14 protein-coding genes are annotated in these 17,346 nt (G+C 49.0%); 4 read left to right on the forward strand and 10 right to left on the reverse strand.

Going from position 1 to position 17,346, the window contains the following annotated elements:
- Window positions 1-4: 4 nt before the first annotated feature.
- A complete protein-coding gene (locus CLFS41_RS16810) occupies window positions 5-871 on the reverse strand; it encodes a branched-chain amino acid ABC transporter permease (protein WP_007869751.1) in 867 nt (288 codons plus the stop codon).
- 120 nt (window positions 872-991) lie between these two features.
- Entirely contained in the window at window positions 992-2,215 is a 1,224-nt protein-coding gene (locus CLFS41_RS16815) for an ABC transporter substrate-binding protein (RefSeq protein ID WP_045092942.1), read from the reverse strand.
- Between the two features lie 384 nt (window positions 2,216-2,599).
- Between CLFS41_RS16815 and CLFS41_RS16820 the strand changes: the two genes are divergently transcribed.
- Window positions 2,600-3,283, forward strand: a complete 684-nt coding sequence (locus tag CLFS41_RS16820; protein ID WP_007869756.1) for a GntR family transcriptional regulator — start codon at window positions 2,600-2,602, stop codon at window positions 3,281-3,283.
- A gap of 163 nt (window positions 3,284-3,446) precedes the next feature.
- Here the strand turns inward: CLFS41_RS16820 and CLFS41_RS16825 are convergent, their stop codons facing one another.
- The 8 genes from CLFS41_RS16825 to CLFS41_RS16860 all read right to left on the reverse strand — a co-directional run bounded on the left by CLFS41_RS16825 (window position 3,447) and on the right by CLFS41_RS16860 (window position 12,734).
- A complete protein-coding gene (locus CLFS41_RS16825; protein ID WP_045092943.1) occupies window positions 3,447-3,833 on the reverse strand; it encodes a DUF1667 domain-containing protein in 387 nt (128 codons plus the stop codon).
- The gene (locus CLFS41_RS16830) at window positions 3,827-5,101 is read right to left on the reverse strand and encodes an FAD-dependent oxidoreductase (protein WP_045093056.1); all 1,275 of its coding nucleotides are present in this window, start codon (window positions 5,099-5,101) and stop codon (window positions 3,827-3,829) included. Before CLFS41_RS16830 ends, CLFS41_RS16825 begins: the two co-directional genes overlap by 7 nt.
- A 15-nt stretch (window positions 5,102-5,116) precedes the next feature.
- Window positions 5,117-6,577 carry an NAD(P)/FAD-dependent oxidoreductase gene (locus tag CLFS41_RS16835; protein ID WP_045092944.1) on the reverse strand — a complete coding sequence of 487 codons (1,461 nt, stop codon included), beginning with the start codon at window positions 6,575-6,577 and terminating at the stop codon, window positions 5,117-5,119.
- A gap of 203 nt (window positions 6,578-6,780) precedes the next feature.
- A complete protein-coding gene (locus CLFS41_RS16840) occupies window positions 6,781-8,184 on the reverse strand; it encodes a M24 family metallopeptidase (protein WP_082082626.1) in 1,404 nt (467 codons plus the stop codon).
- Between the two features lie 47 nt (window positions 8,185-8,231).
- A complete protein-coding gene (locus tag CLFS41_RS16845; RefSeq protein WP_045092945.1) occupies window positions 8,232-9,569 on the reverse strand; it encodes an amidohydrolase in 1,338 nt (445 codons plus the stop codon).
- 16 nt (window positions 9,570-9,585) lie between these two features.
- Window positions 9,586-10,416 carry a carbohydrate ABC transporter permease gene (locus CLFS41_RS16850; protein ID WP_007869770.1) on the reverse strand — a complete coding sequence of 277 codons (831 nt, stop codon included), beginning with the start codon at window positions 10,414-10,416 and terminating at the stop codon, window positions 9,586-9,588.
- Window positions 10,417-10,431: 15 nt separating this feature from the next.
- On the reverse strand, window positions 10,432-11,313 hold the full coding sequence (locus CLFS41_RS16855) for a sugar ABC transporter permease (protein WP_007869773.1): 882 nt from the start codon (window positions 11,311-11,313) through the stop codon (window positions 10,432-10,434).
- Between the two features lie 38 nt (window positions 11,314-11,351).
- On the reverse strand, window positions 11,352-12,734 hold the full coding sequence (locus CLFS41_RS16860) for an extracellular solute-binding protein (protein WP_007869778.1): 1,383 nt from the start codon (window positions 12,732-12,734) through the stop codon (window positions 11,352-11,354).
- Between the two features lie 262 nt (window positions 12,735-12,996).
- Here CLFS41_RS16860 and CLFS41_RS16865 point away from each other — a divergent pair, with 262 nt between their 5' ends.
- From CLFS41_RS16865 to CLFS41_RS16875, 3 genes are read left to right on the forward strand one after another with little or no spacing between them, the layout of a single operon-like run.
- On the forward strand, window positions 12,997-14,751 hold the full coding sequence (locus tag CLFS41_RS16865; RefSeq protein ID WP_045092946.1) for a sensor histidine kinase: 1,755 nt from the start codon (window positions 12,997-12,999) through the stop codon (window positions 14,749-14,751).
- Window positions 14,726-16,345 (forward strand): response regulator, encoded by a 1,620-nt coding sequence (locus CLFS41_RS16870; protein ID WP_045092947.1) that lies wholly within the window; start codon window positions 14,726-14,728, stop codon window positions 16,343-16,345. Before CLFS41_RS16865 ends, CLFS41_RS16870 begins: the two co-directional genes overlap by 26 nt.
- Window position 16,346: 1 nt before the next feature.
- Window positions 16,347-17,294 (forward strand): nucleoside hydrolase, encoded by a 948-nt coding sequence (locus CLFS41_RS16875; protein WP_045092948.1) that lies wholly within the window; start codon window positions 16,347-16,349, stop codon window positions 17,292-17,294.
- The last annotated feature ends 52 nt before the right edge of the window (window positions 17,295-17,346 follow it).

Here is a 17,346-nt window from a genome sequence, read left to right on the forward strand (position 1 = left end):
CTCCTTATCTCCTGTTTCCTAAGATTCCTGAAGGCTTAATCAACAGGAAGATGATCAGCAGCACAAAGGACAGGCAGTCCTTATAAACAGACGGGATGATCATGCTTCCAAAGATTTCCACAACCCCCAGGAGGATGCCGCCTACAATGGCGCCCGGAAGGTATCCAAACCCGCCGATCACGCCTGATGCAAAGCCCTTCAGGCCTATCATGGATGACATCTGCAGCTCTACGTTAAAAATCGGTATAACCAGAACGCCGATAGTGGCGCAGATCAGGGCTGACAGGCCAACTGTAAATGCAATGTTCATGGGAACATTGATGCCCATAAGGGACGCGGCTGTCTTGTTCTCAGACACGCAGCGCATAGCCTTTCCCATTTTGGTGGTCTTAAAGAAGATCTGAAGGCCTGCCGTGATGATGGAACACACAACAATGATCACAATGTGTGCCTTGGACACTACGATGGGGCCCAGGTGAAAAGAGCCCCTAAGGAAGTTGTCCAGGGTAAACGGCAGCGGTCCCCAGATCAGTCGTACACATTCCGTGATGATCCTGCCAAGTATAACGGTTCCAATTACAGCAAATAAATTCGTTGATAATCTGCTCAGGGGGTTAAAGATCGCAAATGCGCTTACCATACCAAGCAGGAACATGGTAAGGACCGTGCACAGGATTGCCAGTACCGGCGGGAGCCCTAAGCTCAATACATAGGAGCCTGCAAACATATAGGCGCCAAAGAGAATGAATTTATCATGGCTGAAATTAAGGAGCCCGGTTGAATTCCATATAAGCGTGTACTCAATACCTACCAGGGCATAGATGAAGCCCATGGCAACACCGGTAATAAGCAGCTGTACAAATACCTGCATATGTAAACCTCCTTGTTATAAGCACGTAGCGGCTGTTTTTTAGCCGCTTACGTGCGATACATGTCACCGGCACTTAGCGGGGTATCCCACAAGCTTAGTGCAGCGGCCCGTTATCCCCCATTAATCAAGGGATATCTGCTGTGTTACGTTCATATTCTTCTCGCCGTCAAATTCCAGGATGTACAGGTTGGTGTTCATCTCGCCCTGGGCACTGCAGTTCAGCTTGCCGAATACGGCGTCAAAGTCCTTTGTCTCGGACAGCGCTTTCCTGATATCCTCCGGTTTGTCGGATCCGGCCCTGTCAATGGCATCTGCTGCAAGATATGCTGCTGTGTAGTACATTGCCGCGTATCTCTCCACATCCTCACCCCAGCGAGCATGGAAATCATCCAGGAATTTTTTCATAGCTTCATTGGACTCATCTGCGTAGAAGTCAGTGGATGCATAGGTGCCTTCCAGCTGCTTTGCATCACACAGGTCATAGGTCTGGGACTGTGCAAGTGCGTTTGGTCCAACGTGTGGGATATCGCCCATACCCAGCTCGTCCAGCTGACGTACGATCAGGGCCGCCTCAGCGTCATGGGAAAAATCAAACACAACATCCGGTCCCCATCCCTTGATCTTGGAAAGCTGGGAGGTCAGGTCCTTGTCGCCTGAGGTAAATCCTTCGGAATAATACTCAATGCCGTTGTCCGCACAGTACTGCTTGGTCGCTCCGTCAGCAGCCACGCCATAGTCGTCTGTATCATACAGGGCGCCGATCTTCTTTGCTCCAAACTTGTCCTTTGCAAACTCTACCATAGCTGGTCCCACTGCTCCGTCAGATACGGAAATCCGGAAAAAATATGGATTCTCAGCTTCCAGAAGCTTTGGTGATGTAGCTGCTGAGATAAAGGGAACGCCTGCTTTTCTGTAAAGTTCCTGTGTTGCAGATGCCATTGGGGAGGTGTGGGGTCCGATGGAGACAGATACGTTCTCACCCAAAATCTTGTTAACCGCGTTAACAGCTCCGGTTGGTGTCCCCGTATCATCTACCAGCACCATCTCAAGGGGTCTTCCGCCCAGCACGCCGCCGTTTGCATTGATCTCTTCAAATGCCATTGTAATGGCCTGTTTCATACGGATGCCGCCGGCTGCCATGGGTCCTGTCACCATGTTGGAAACACCTACCTTAATGGGGTCTCCGGTTGCTGTGGACTGGGCTGCCGATCCCCCTGCCGCCGACTCTCCTCCGGCCGGTGCCGCCGCCTGCTTGCCCGGTGAATTGCTGCATCCTGCCAGTGATGATACCGCCATACATGCTGCCAGTGTTACGCCTAAGATTTTTTTCATGTTTTTCTTCATGTTTGAATCCTCCTCTTCTTATCTCCCTGTCTTCTTAATACTATTATTAAGAATCTTAACGATATATTAACGTATATGTAATATATCTTTGTGCCGATAATATACTATTTTTCAGTTACAAATGCAATATTAAATATTTTTTTAACGATACTTTTGTTACATTTCACGTTTATTTGAATTTATATTTGTGTATTTTGACTGTTAAGGTTTGTTAACATCCTATTGACATACTGTATTATTATATATTATAGGCCGTTGTCTCACTTGACAGATTAACAAATACAGCGATATACTATTGGAAAGCAAAACTTAACGATTATATAACTTAATATATTACTCAAATTGTGGTATTAATATATGTATACTGCCAAAGGAGACTTGAATATGGACTATTTCACTCAAAGGCCGGGGGAAACTGCCCGTGAATACGCGCAGAGGTATCTTCTATACCAGATTATCAACCTTAATTTTGAACCGGGACAGAAGATATCAGATATGGAGATATCAAAAGAACTGAACATAAGCAGGACACCGGTGCGGGAAGCTATCCTTTCCCTTACCAATGGACAGCTGATCGAAAGCTATCCCCAGCGCGGGATTTTTGTGTCCCTGATCAATTCGGAGATCGTGGAACAGGTGTGCACCATGCGCAGGATGATCGAGGGGCCTTTGGCCGAGATGAGCTGCGGCCTTATCTCCCAAAGCAACCTGGACAATCTCTATGACACCATCACACTCCAGAAAGATTATGCTTCCGGAGGCCCCAGGGAAAATTTTGAGAAGTTCCTGTCCCTGGACATCGCCTTTCACAAGGAATTTTACGATATATGCAGCATGTCCTTTATCTATGATACCATGCAGAATGTAATGCCCCACTTTGACCGCCAGCGAAAACTAAGCTACCATATCGCAATCTCCGACCGTGTTATCAGTGAACACCTGGCTATCTGCAAAGCCCTGGAAAACCGGGATGCCAAGGAGGCAGGAAAGGCAATGGTGGAACACATATCCACAGCCCTTGTTGACCAGAACATATTAAAGAAAAAATTCCCGGACTATTTCCTGTAGGAGACAAACACATATCAATGCAGGGACCAAGACCAAGATTGCGGTCAACATAATGACCCCTATGCAAAAAGCTTCCCAGCGTATATGCCGGTACGGCATCTATGCTTTGGGAAGCTTTTGATTTCTAATATATTTAATTCGAGTAACAGTTCGATATAATATATTACTTTTCCGCAGATACAGGTATCTCCTTGGTCACGATCACGTCCGTATCATATCCCAGAAGAGTATGGATGACCACGGTTCCTGCTTCTACAGGAGCAGTGAGGGTACATTTTCTGATTTCAGCCATGGCATCAAATATACGGCATTTGGGAATAGGGGATGTCAGCCGCACGCTTGCAAGGGGCAGGATCCCTCCCTTTACAAGGACAGACGTGGCAATATTGCGCTGGGGATCCTTTAATTCCTGTTCCACATATGCGCTGCCCTTTTTACAGGCAGCCCCTTCAATGGAGAGGATCTCCACAGCCCCATTCTCTTTTTCCCCTATTTCAGCCCTGATCTCACACCCGTTAGGGCAGATGATACATGTAAATTCTCTCAGCATTCCACACACACCTCCAGATCTCCGGCCGCTGTAAGTTTATCCGGGTCAATGGTCATCTGGATCATCTCTGCCGGTATGGCCTTTTTCATTTTCTTTGCAGCAATCTCCACACCATCCTGGCGCACAACGATCCGGCATTCCTTTATGGGGCGGTTAACACGCATGGACAGCTTAAATCCGCGGGTTCCGCTGACGCGCTGGGGAACGGTATGGTTTATATTCCTGTCCGTCCTTATTTCAACCGGGCAGTCGGGAAGCGTTCCCTCCCTGATATATTCCGCTGCAGAGTCAGCCAGAGCCTCAGCCTCCATGGACACAAAATCCACCAGGTCATGGACATGGAGAACATTGCCCGCGGCAAAGATACCTTCCACATTGGTCTGGAAATATTCATCCACCAGCGCTCCCTTGGTCCTGCCATCCAGGGTTACACCTGCATCCAATGACAATTCATTTTCAGGGATCAGGCCCACTGAGAGGATCAGCGTGTCACAGCTGTATTCCTTTTCCGTGCCCGGAATGGGTTTAAAATGTTCATCCACCCGGGAGATGGTCACACCCGTAAGACGCTCATTTCCATGGATCGCAGTAACCGTATGGCTCAGGTACAGCGGAATGTTATAGTCATTCAGGCACTGTTCAATGTTGCGGGGAAGGCCGCTGGGGTATGGCTGGATCTCAAACACAGCCTGGACATGGGCTCCCTCAAGGGTCAGACGTCTGGCCATGATCATGCCGATATCACCGGAGCCTAGTATCACCACTTCCCTGGCAGGCATAATGTTATAAAGGTTGATATAGGCCTGGGCAACACCTGCGGTGAACACGCCGGCGGGGCGTTCTCCCGGGATTCCCAGCGCTCCCCTTGTCCTCTCCCTGCAGCCCATGGTGAGAATGACTGCTCCGGCCTTCCACTGTCTTAAGCCGTCACGGGTGGCCGCTGTCACCAGCTTTGTGTCCGTCACTTCCAGTACGGCGGCATCCGTAATATAGGGGATCTGAAGCTCATTTACCTCATCAATAAAACGCTTTGCGTACTCAGGCCCGCTGAGTGTTGTTTTAAACCGGGTAAGGCCAAAGCCATCATGGATGCACTGGCGCAGGATCCCGCCCAGCTGCTTTTCCCTTTCCACGATCAGGATACTGCGGATTCCCCTGTGATACAGCTGGACCGCGGCAGCCAGACCCGCGGGGCCGCCTCCCACAATAAGGACGTCCACCGACTCTGTTCTGATTTGGTTCGTGGGGGTATCTGTGTTTTTATTCATCTGCTCATCCATATCCTACACCTCCTGCCTGACTTTACCGAAAAACATCTGAGAGCCTTTTCCAGCATACTGCACTTCCGTTTCTTTTTTGCCCAGTTCTTCCTCTATCATCTGCGCGATCCGCATCTGGCAGTAGCCGCCCTGGCAGCGCCCCATCATGGAGCGTGTTCTGTACTTGATGCCTGCCATGGTGCCCACACCCAGGGGATTATGGATCGCGGCAAGGATTTCAGCCCTGGTCACCTTTTCACAACGGCAGATCACTTCGCCGTAGTCAGGGTTCTCCCGTATCAGCCGGTTCTGTTCTTCCTTTGTCAGCTCCTCAAACCTTGTGATCCCCCTGCGCACAGGCTGGAAGCCAGGGTTGGGCTCCAGCTTCTCCCGCTCCGCCATCAGTCCGATGGCATACCGCGCAATCGGCACCGCGGCGGTCAGTCCCGGGGATTCAATGCCCACCAGGTTGATGGCCCTGGGAGCAATCTCATCCCGGATCTCTATCCTGAAATCCTGTATCGCCCCATTGTCATCCACCCACTTGGGAAGGATGCCGGAATAGTTGCGGATATAGTCCTGCTTGCGGATGCAGGGCCACAGGCCGGAGGCACTCTCCGCCAGGTAATCCATATTTTCCTGGGGAACGCCATAGTATGTAAAATCAGTCACCATATCCGCATTCGGCCCGATGATCACATTGCCGTCCGTGGTATTGGTAACATGGATCCCCATATAAGTATTGCTGGGCACCGGATAAACGGGCATGGGAAGCAACGGCCCGGTCCTCTTGTCCAGTATGATATAGTCGCCTTTGGAGCCAATGATCTTATAGCCTTTGATTCCCAGCAGATCGGAAATATGGCCGCAGCCTAGTCCGGCGCTGTTCACCACCCAGCGCGTATGGAACACTCCACGGGACGTGGTAAGACCATAAATGCCGTCATCATCACGCTCAATAGCAGTTACCTGGTGGTCAAAATAGTAATCCACTCCATTGGCATGGGCGTTCTCAGCCAGGGCAATGGTGTAGTTAAAGGGGTCCACGATTCCGCTGTTATGTGAAAACATGGCAAACTCCCCCACCACTGCGGGAACCAGCTCATGAAGGCGTTCCTTATCGACCAGCTCCAGCCCGGAGGCCCCGTTTGACTCGCCCTGCTTTATGGTGCGCTTCAGGGTATCCATATCCTCCTGGGTGTTCCCTACCAATACCTTGCCGCAGCGGATGAATTTAAAATCCAGCTCCTTTGCAAGTTGTCCCATGATTTTGTTTCCTTCCACACAGAGCTTTGCTTTCAGTGAGCCTGTATCATATGCAAACCCCCCGTGGACCACGCCGGAATTGCGCCCGCTGGTCTCATAGCACACATCCAGGTTTTTCTCCAGAACGCCTATCTTCAGGTCATATCTGGACATTTCCCTGGCAATGGCACTTCCCACCACGCCGCCGCCGATAATGAGTACATCATATAGCTGTTTCATGCCGCTGTTTCCTCCTTGTTATGGCACTTTGCGTCTGTCTGTCAGAACGCTTTTAATTCATCCCATGAATATAATCTATTTTTATCATATGTATTGAGTTTAGTCAATAGGAAATTGTAATTAATCAAAATTCATGGGATGACTAGGCATCCATATCAAGAGCACTTAATCTCATCAAACAATTCCTTTCTCAGGACATACTTTCATAAAGGATGAACTGCAAATGCCTGATCTCGGTCCAGCATAAACGGCCGGTAATACCCGGTAAGGCAGGATAAGGGCAATACTTCCTGATGCAGGATGAGCCCCAATTCCGCCTTCATATAGCTCCTCCTATCCTCTATCCGTTTCCACACATCCGGATAATATTCCTTAAGCTGGTGTCTCAACTCCTCGTCCGCCAGAGCGATCCCGCTTTCGGCCCCGGCCCCTCCATAGCCCGGAACACTGGGAATAATATCTGCCTGCAGCAGCATACCGCTCTTAAGTATCTGGTTTGATCCCTTCCACACAGGAGATGAAAGCCATTCCTCATCAGCAGTCAAATGCCCCGGGTTCAGGCTCCATCCATACACCTCCTTAGGCAGTACGGTTTCTATCAGCTGGTACAGCTCCCCTCCGCTCATTCCGATCCTGATCTGTTCCAGCCATGCCGCCATAGCCCCGTAATAAGGAGCTGCCACACGTTCCAGATAATCCCTGGCCGCGGCGGGAAGCTCCTCCTTGCAGCTTACCGCATATCCGGCCCGGCTGGTAAGACCCCCCTTAAAACCCGTTGTTAAGGATATTTTGTCACCTATTTTTATCCGTTTCCTCCCCGGGTAAAGGGATGCGCCCTGGAACCGCTCACCGGTTGCGCTGATCGACACTACACTGTTTGGCTGCCCCCAGATCTTCAGGCAGTTTCCAACCTCCATTTCACTCCTTCCCGGCTCTACCTGGTTCATACCATCCAGGACACATTGACCGGAAAGAGCTGAACCGAATTCATAATGTGCGATCTCATTGCAATTGTTCACAGTGCGGACCCCATGGCCGGGATGGATAAAAATATCTGTCTTATTTATGATCTGCGTTTTTGCTCCGGCCAGCTTTTTAAGCGCGGCGATAATATAATACGGAACATCAAACATCTCCTCCTGACCGGAGCCATTTTCTTTAAACAGCTTCCATCCCACAATCCCTATCCGTTTTGCTTCAGCAACCCCTGCTTTGATAAGCCCGTCCTCGATTGAAAGCCCTTTGTCTGATGGTTGATCGGGCAGTGAAAATCCCGGTACATGGATTGCCTGGGCCGGTATCCTGGAATGACCGGACATTTTCATGTTTTCGTTTCCCAGCAGCATGAAGGCCGGATCCCTGCGGTGGATCACCAGCAGCGCCTCCTCAAATCGAGGAAGAAAACCCGTAAGATATTCAAAATTAGAGCCATGCTCTAAATCCCCATAAATCATTAGGCAGTCTATCTGTTCCCATTCCATGGCGCAGAATACGTTTTTCCGTCTCTCCGCCATGGTGGAATCAGAAAGGGGAACCGGATCCAAGCGTTCTTCATTTGGCTGCCTCACATTTTTTAACACCATATTTTTCTGATTATACCGCTCCAAACCAAATCCCCTCTCTTTACATGATGTGCAATCATACATCTTCCATCTTAAATTCCGGCCCTTTCATAGACCTTCCTCATCCTATGTCCTGCGTCCGCCAAAACGGCCTCCTCATCCAGCGTCAGCACCTGCCTGTCCTTCATGACCAGTCTTCCGTCAATTATGGAATCGCTGACATCACTGCCATAAGCCGTCTCCGCCACAGTGTAGGCCAGATTGCTGGTAGGTTCCAAATGGGGGGCATGGGTATGGATCAATATAAGATCCGCCTTTGCCCCTGCTTCTACAGCCCCCTTTACCCCCTCCATCCGCATGACGGCAGCGCCTCCCATGGTTGCCATCCTCAAAATATCGTGATTGGGCAGTGCTGTGGAGTCAAATACAGGAAGCCCCCATGCAGCAGTCAATCCGGTCCGGATGGTTTTCATTTCCTCAAATATGCTGATATCATCCCTGGCAGCCCCATCGCTTCCCAGTCCTACGGTTACCCCTCGGTTTAACAGCTGGGGAGTCTTGGGGAACCCCTGACAGCAGAAATTAGCTCTGGGACAATGGACCACCTTCATACCGCTGTCCGCCATCAAAGGTATCTCCCTGTCCGCAACAGCCACACAGTGGGCCGCGACCACGTTTTTCCCAAGGACTCCTATCTTATGCAGGTATTCCACCGGCCTTAAATGATACTGCTCCAGACAATAGACCACCTCGTCCTTATGTTCGGCCAAATGTAAATGGATCCCTGTGTTTAACTCCTTTGCCCGCGCCCCTGTCATGCGAATCAGTTCATCGGAGCAGGAAATGATCTGGCGCAGTCCAAACCAGACAGCCAGCCTGCCGTCTCCTTTCCCATTGTAATTCCTGTACAGTTCCTCTGTCCTTTGGATGCATGTTTTTGCGGAATCCTTCATGGAGGACGGTATCATGTCCCCCTTATCCATGGTGGAACGGCTTAAAGCCGCCCTCATTCCGGATTCCAGCACCACCTCAGCCACCTGTTCCATATAGGTACCGCCGGCATCCGCAAAGGATGTTGTTCCTGACTTGATCATCTGCAGGCATGCAAGCCTGGCGCTGGCCGCCACATCCTCCTCTGTAAGGCTGCTCTCAAAGGGTACCAGGAATCTGGTCCAGATCATGGGAAATTCATCGGAGATCCTGCCTCTGAGCAGCTGCTGGCACACGTGGGTGTGTCCATCCGTAAGCCCGGGCATTACAAGCTTTCCCCGCCCATCCAGCACCGTGATCCCCTGGTATCTTTCTTCCATCTCCTTTGTTTCCCCCACCTCCAGCACCATGGAGTGGTCAATGGCCACTGCCATGTGCTCAGGCGTGGAATAATCTTGTGTCATAACGGTACAATCCTTGATCAAAATATCGCATTTCATATTTGTCTCCTCCTTGCTATCCTTTCACCATGCCGCTTGCAATACTCTTTTCCACTTTTTCCTGGGCCAGAAGGTAGATGGTGACCGTGGGTACCAATGATATCATGATGGCCGCAAAGATTACTGAGTACAATACCCCAAAATCTCCTTTCAGGCTTAAAAGTGCCACGGATATAGTCCTTAAATTTTTGTCATTGATCAGGACATTGGCAATGGGCAGTTCGTTGTATGTAAACAGGAACGTGATAATCGCACAGGTTGCCATGGCGGGTTTGGCCACCGGTATGATGACCAGCATGACGATCTTGGTCAAGCTGCACCCATCGATCATCGCGGCCTCATCCAGATCCGAGGGTATTCCCTCGATATAATTCTTCATGATAAAAAATACAAGCGCCATATTTAATCCGGCATATATGATGGTCAGCGTCCACAGGTGGTTCTTCAGACCCAAACTGCTCACCATCTGCACAATGGGTACAATGGCACTTTGTATGGGGATCATAAGGGCCGCGATCAACAGGCCGGAAAACGCGGATGCAAAGGGAACCTTTTTTCTTGCCGTCACATAGCCCGCCATGGTACAAAACAGCAGCATGATCGCAATGGCGCTGATGGATACAAGAAGCGAATTGGCTGTGGCCCTCAGGATACCGGCCATTTTCTGGGCCATTACATAATTTTCAAAGACCGGCTGGAATGTGGGTACCAGAAATGCGCTGAATATCTGGCTGTTATCCTTAAAGGACGAAATAAATGTAAAATACAGCGGAAACGCCGCCGCCATGAACCATACTGACGCCGCTGACCAATACAGTATTTTTCCAGGTGTTACCTTCTTTTTCATAATCCCCATCCTTTCTCAGTCCCTCTGGCGGAACACCAGATTGACAACAAATGAAAATGCCAGGCAGATAAGAACCACCACCACCGCAATAGAATCCGCATATCCCAGGCGGCTGTACGTAAAAGCATTGTTGTAAAGCAGGGTGTTGGGAACCTCTGTGGCCCCGCCAGGCCCGCCTGATGTCAGGCCCATTACCAGGTCGAACATTTTAAATGCCCCTGTAAATACAAATACCAGCACGATCTTAAACGTGGACTTCATCATAGGGAGCGTAATATAACGCAGCTTTTGAAAACTGCTCACCCCATCAATCTGGGCCGCCTCATAGATCTCATCCGGTATAGCTGCCAGCCCAGATGAAAACACGATCATCTGAAAGCCCGCATCGCACCACATATAGATCAGGCATACTGCCGGCATGGCTGTGGAATAATTTCCCAGGATATTCACCCCACGGATGCCCAATTCTTTTAAAAGCACGGTGACAGGTCCCATCTTTGGATAGAGGATAAATGTAAACATCAGGCTGATTGCAATCCGGTTGATGACCACGGGCATGAAATAAAACGTCTTAAACAAGCGCAGTCCCCTGAACCTCTGATTGATAACCGTGGCCAGAAAAAAGGCTATGGGGATCGTCAGGATCACTCCGGTGCCTGCCAGCATAAACACATTTTTAAACGCGGTGGCTGTCTGATAATCGTGAAAAAAGGTCCTGTAATTCTCAAGCCCCACAAAGCGGTACGCCTGCTGCTTGATCCCGTTCCATTCAAAAAAAGAAGTATAAAATGTGCTGCATACCGGAAACACAATAACTGCCCCATATAGAAGAAGGGCCGGAAGGAGGAGCAGTATCCCTTCCGGCGAATATTTTTTGCCATTTATACGAAACCTCATATGGCAGCTCCTTTCCTAACGCAGTGCCCTTTAAAGAGCTACCGCCCTTCCTTTGAATACTGCTCCGCCAGGGTCTTGCACACTTCTTCAGGACTTCTGCCCACAAACAGGGACTGAAATTCCGTTCTTGTTGTGTCCACCAGACTGGCATTATTCAGATATGCCGTAAACTCATCCGTGGATGCCGATCTCTTTGAAAATTCCTCCATAAAGCTGCCTACCACATTTTTGGCCTTGGAAAGATCAAAATCAAAATCCACAGGGAATGCCCCGCCGCCGTTGCGTTCCGCATAGCCCTTGAATGTATCGGCTGAAAGCATAAATGACAGCAGTCTGCAGGCAGCATCATACTCCGGTGTCCCAGGTTTTGAGGAAATCATAAATCCTTCGCTGGCGCTGGCGATCCAAATATCCTTATTCTCAGGCTTATCACTGAAGGAAGGAAAATTCACGCACACAATATCATCTGAAAATTCCATCTGCTGGAACCGGTCAAAATGGTACGCTGCCGTATACATCATAGCCACCTGCTTTTGTTCAAACAGTGAGATGGTGTCCTGAACTTCAAATGAAACAGCGTCCGGATCCAGCACTCCCTCATCGATAAAGGTCTTAAACTGTTTTGCAATGGACATTCCTTCTTCACCGTCCCACTTAATTGCGGCGTCCGCCAATTGATCACGGAATTGTATACCGTACATCATGCAGGACAGTGCGCTTATGAACCGCCCCACCTCTGCTTTGCTCTTGGCCGCCACACCAAAGGGAACGATCCCTGCCTCATTCAATACAGGCGCCATGGCTTCAATTTCTTCCCAGGTTCTTGGTACCTGAGTGATCCCATGTTCTTTCAGCAATCCGGTATTTACAAATACCTGCCCTGTATTTAGCGCATTGGGAACACCATAGACCTTGCCGCCAAAAGTAAATGCTTCCAGCATCTCATCCGAAGACGGGCCTGTCCAATCAGGCGATTTCACCACCTCAGTCAGGTCTGCCACCAAACCGTTTTCAACCCACTGGGCCAGAGGAAACCCATTATTAGCAATAAACAGGTCCGGCAGGTCTCCTGAAGCAACTCCGGCATTAATCTTTGCCTTAAAAGCTTCCGAGTCATCACCAATGGAAATATCCTCGATCTCGATGTTTGGGTTTTCCTCACGAAACTGGTTTAACTTTTCAATGTAGTAACCGGCCCTTACCAATTCCGGGTTTACAAAACGGGATAGATACGTTATCTTTACCGTTTCATTCTTTGATTCTTCTTTTTTAGATCCCTCCTTCTTAGATTCCCCTTCTTTTGATTCCTCCTTCACTGCTTCTGTTGTGACTTTTTGCTCCTGTCCTCCAGATGCCCCGCATCCGGTTAAAAGTCCTGCCGCCAAGGCGGCTGCCATTACCAGTGATAACCCCTTTTTCATTAGCTTCTCCTCCTCGTTTTTCTATCTGAATTTATTCTATCATCTATATTCTCTATTACCATGGAGGCGCTTTCTCTATTCTTTGTATTTTTTTGCAGTTATTCTCCTTTTTTTCGCTCATTATCTTCCCCCTCCCCATTTATTCTCAATATATTTATACTTTCTTGTCTTTTTTGTATTTTTTTGTCTGGTTATCTCCAGAAAATTGACAATATTATTTTTATTATAGTATGATAGGACTGTATTAGGAAAGGAGATTTTAATGGCTCTGTTCAGAAAAACCTCATTGCGTTTCCGTCTCAATCTATTCTGTATGGCGATCAACCTTATCATTATCATCTGTATTGCTGCAGGCATAGGTTTTATCAGCAACCGGATGCTGAGACAGAAATCCGTTGCATCCCTGGAACAGCAAGCCACCTTGGCATCGGAACGGCTGGATGCACTGTTGGACCGTGTTGAGAATGCATCCCTACATTTTGTTGTCAATGAGGCATATAAGGAGACATATGAAACCCAAAAAAATTCAGATTATTATGACTCCTATCTCTATTCCACTACCATAACCAGCCATCTGCTGGAGTTTTTAAGTGTTCAAAAAGATATCTACTCCATGGCGTTTTTTACATATGACGGAAAGAGCTTTTACCGCGCCTTTAATGAAGAAAGCGGTTTAAAAACCTCTCCCGGCCAGGAAAGGCTGATTGAAACCTTTTTATCCGATGGGTATTCCCACCACTGGTATGTAATTCCCAGAGAAGGGGATCCCAGCTGTGCGGAGTTTGTATTTATCAGGAAAATGTATAATCTGGGCGGACACCTGCGCGGTATCCTGTCCCTGACCCTGGCGGAAAAAAGTGTAACCGGCCTTTTTCCCTCTGAGCTGTCCGGCGATGCCGCCTATGTCCTGCTGTTCCCCCAGGATCTCTACTCCCCCACTCCCCTGTCAGGAACCCCTGTCATACTGGATGACTCGCAGCTTATGGTCACCAAGCCCTATGACCGTCTCTCTGCCAACACTGCCACCCTGGTGTCCAAAGCTTCTGTTTACCGTGATTCCTATGTCCTTGTAACGGTTATAATATTTATTGGCATTGGAGCTTTGGTTCTGTCCTTCCTTGTATTCCATCAGGCAACCCGGTATTTTCTGGCACCGCTGGAGCTGATCGTAAGTAAGGTAAAGCTTCTATCCCAGGGAGATTACTCCACACGGATCCATGCAGCTTTTCATGATGAGCTCGGCTCCCTTGCCAATCAGATCGATCAGATGGCGGCTAATACAGAACATTTAATGGAACAGATCCGTACTTCTGAGGAACGGAAAAAAGAATATGAGGTGGCCTATCTCCAAATGCAGATGCGGCCTCATTTTCTTTATAATACATTGGAAAACCTGTGCGGCATGGTCACCATCGGCGAGAATTCCACTGCTGTTTCCATGATCCATGATATCTCACAATTCTACCGGGCAGTCTTAAACCAGGGAGATTCCATCATTTCCCTAAAGGCGGAACTGGAGATTTCAGAACATTATATGCGCATCATGGACAAGCGCTATCCCGCTATGTTCACCTGGGACATTCAGGCAGAGGATCATGTAATGGACTGCTGCCTTCCCAAGCTTACCCTACAGCCTCTTCTGGAAAACTCCATTATTCATGCTTTTGCCTCTGCCCCTGACTTTTCCTCCGGCAGTATTCCGGGAAAGATTCTTATCTCATGTGTAAGGAAATCAGATAGGATCTGTCTGACTGTTATGGACAATGGATCCGGTATGACAAAGGAACAGCTGAACTGCCTTTCAGGGGAATCAGTCTCCCGGCCGGGCATCTCCTTTGGGATCCGCAGCATTGAAGAACGGCTTCGGCTGAACCTGGGGGACTCAGTCTCCATTTCCATCGATTCGGCGCCTGGAAAGGGGACTGTGATCTGTCTGCTGTTTCCTGTGAAAATGGCTGAGGACCACAGGAAAGATGAAAGGAAGATGGCTCATGATGTATCGTTTTTTAATCGTTGATGACGAATATTACATACGCCAGCATATCCGCTGCTGTATTCCATGGGAGAACTATGACTTTCAGTATGCAGGTGAAGCCTCCAGTGTATCCCAGGCCATGGAATTTCTGGAGCACAACGGGGTAGAGCTGATCCTGCTGGACATTTCCATGCCCGGACAGAGCGGCATGGATCTTCTAAAGCTTCTGGACGCAAAAAAGCGTCCTCATGTGATCATCCTCACAGGATTTGCCACCTTTGAATATGCCAGGGAAGCGTTAAAATACGGAGTAAGTGATTATCTCCTTAAGCCCATTAAACCGGAAACACTTACGGACGCCGTCATATCCCTTAAGGAAACCCTGGACCGTGAAAACAACCGCACAAAAGCTTTGCTGCAGCTGGAATGGACCAGTGCCGTCATAGAACAGGAAACACAGCGTAATTTTTTCCGAAGCCTTTATACAGGCCATGTCCCGGCCCGTGGGGAAGAACTGTTGGAAACATACGGCATACGCCCCTCATCCCGGTACATTGTCCTGATCCTTGATACAATTTCTAAAGACAAACAGAACAAGCATAACGGCCAAAAGCAGGCTGACCGGCTGGCCATGAACAACTGTGCCGAGCAGATTCTTTCCCCTTTTGGTTTTTATCTGATCACACCGGATGGTTACGGGCGTTCCGTTATTATTTTAGAAGGTCTCCCCTCCTCCATATCAGGCCAGGAACTGACAGATCTGGTGCAGAAACTGGTTAAGGAGCGTTTCCACCTATCCCTCCTGTCAGGCTATTCCATATCCGCATCGGGAAAAGCCGGTGATATCCTTGCCGCCTATCAGAACAGCCTTCAGTTTTTCTGGCTCCGCACGATTTATGGTGAAACCATTGATGTGAGCCAGGTTTTTATGCCCTCCCTCCCGGTTTTAGACAGCCTGACTGCCTTAAACAACCGGCTCAGACTGGACCTGTCCGGGAAGCAGGATACAGCCGTGCTCCGCGTTCTGGATAAGATTTTTCTTTTGATGAAAAAACATCTGTTTCCCATTCATGCCCTTGAATCTGAAATTGTATCCCTGATGGGAATCGCGATCCACCATGCAGCGGAGAGACACCTGGATATCCTGAGCAGCGAAAACGACTGGAACTCTCTGTCCTGCACGGATCTGATCCAATCCGGGCTCAGGCTGGAGGAAATAAAGGAAACATTTGCCCGCCTTTTTTCAGCTTTCATGCGCGACCAGGAACAGGGCGACCACCATTTCATTGAGGAAGTAGTCCTACAGTCCCAAAAGATCATTGACCGGGATTTTGCCAAGGCCTGTCTCAGCCTTAATACCATAGCGTCAGAACTGCTGATCAGCCCTTCTTACCTGAGCCGCAGTTTTACGAAAATACAGGGGATTTCCCTTACTTCTTACATTACCAAATGCAGAATGGAACATGCCAGAGATCTGCTGCAGCACACGGAGATGACCATTGCCCAGATTTCAGAGCAGTCCGGCTACAGTGACCTGTTTTACTTTTCCAAGCGTTTTAAGTCTTTCTGGGGGGTATCACCTTCCAGATACCGCCTTACCGGCGCATCGGACATGGAAGTAAATAAGGAGGATTGAGATGAAATACATGATTTTAAGCGTTGATACGGGAATAGATGATGCATTGGCCATCGCCTATGCCCTGGGGCAGGATCAATACAAACTTCTGGGAATTACCGCGTCCTATGGTATGGCTCCCTTAGAAAAAACCTACCGCAATACCTGCCGCCTTTTAAACATTCTGGGACATCCGGAAATCCCTGTTTATCCGGGAAGCACCGCACCGATACAGGGCATCCGCACTTACAATGGTGATTTTCACGGAATGGACGGGGCCGCCAACCTTTTAGGGGAACCTGAACAGAATGAAAGACCACCGGAACACAGTAAAAACAGCATCACATTTATAAGGGAATCCATTGCAAAATATGGCAGGGATCTGACACTTGTCACCACAGGACCGCTTACAGACCTTGCCAAAATCCTGGATGCTTCTCCATGCCTATGCCGCGAAATCGGACGGATTGTATCCATGGGAGGTGCTCTCACCTGCCCGGGCAATTCCTCCCCGGTGGCTGAGGCCAATATAAAGGCTGACGTGTCGGCTTCAAAAGCAGTGCTTGAGGCAGGACTTCCCCTTACTCTTATCGGCCTGGATGTGACCAGAAAAACTCTGCTTACACGCAGTGAGATTGACCGTTGGAATGACCTTGGTACGGAAGCCGGACATTTTTATTGCAAGCTCCTTTCCCATTACCTGGAAGAATATAACCGCTTTTATCCCTACTTACACGGATGTGCCCTTCATGATCCCCTGGCGGTTGCCGCTGCCTGTAATCCGCAGATTTTTACCATGCTTCCCTTTCATCTGACCGTGTGTACCGAAGGTCCTCTGACCGGCAGGATTACGGAAAATCTCATGGCGGATCCTGGGGAAAAGGAAACCATGGTGGCGCTGAAGGTGGATTCCCCCTTGTTTAAGGCCATGTTCTCTGATCGGGTGGGGTCTGTTCTGGGGCGTGTTTAATATGGTCTAGCCATTCCCCCCATGATCTGATATAATATGGACAACTATCATC

The sequence above is a fragment of the Clostridium sp. FS41 genome (assembly GCF_000954015.1).
In the GTDB taxonomy this organism is placed as follows: Bacteria; Bacillota; Clostridia; order Lachnospirales; family Lachnospiraceae; genus Enterocloster; species Enterocloster citroniae.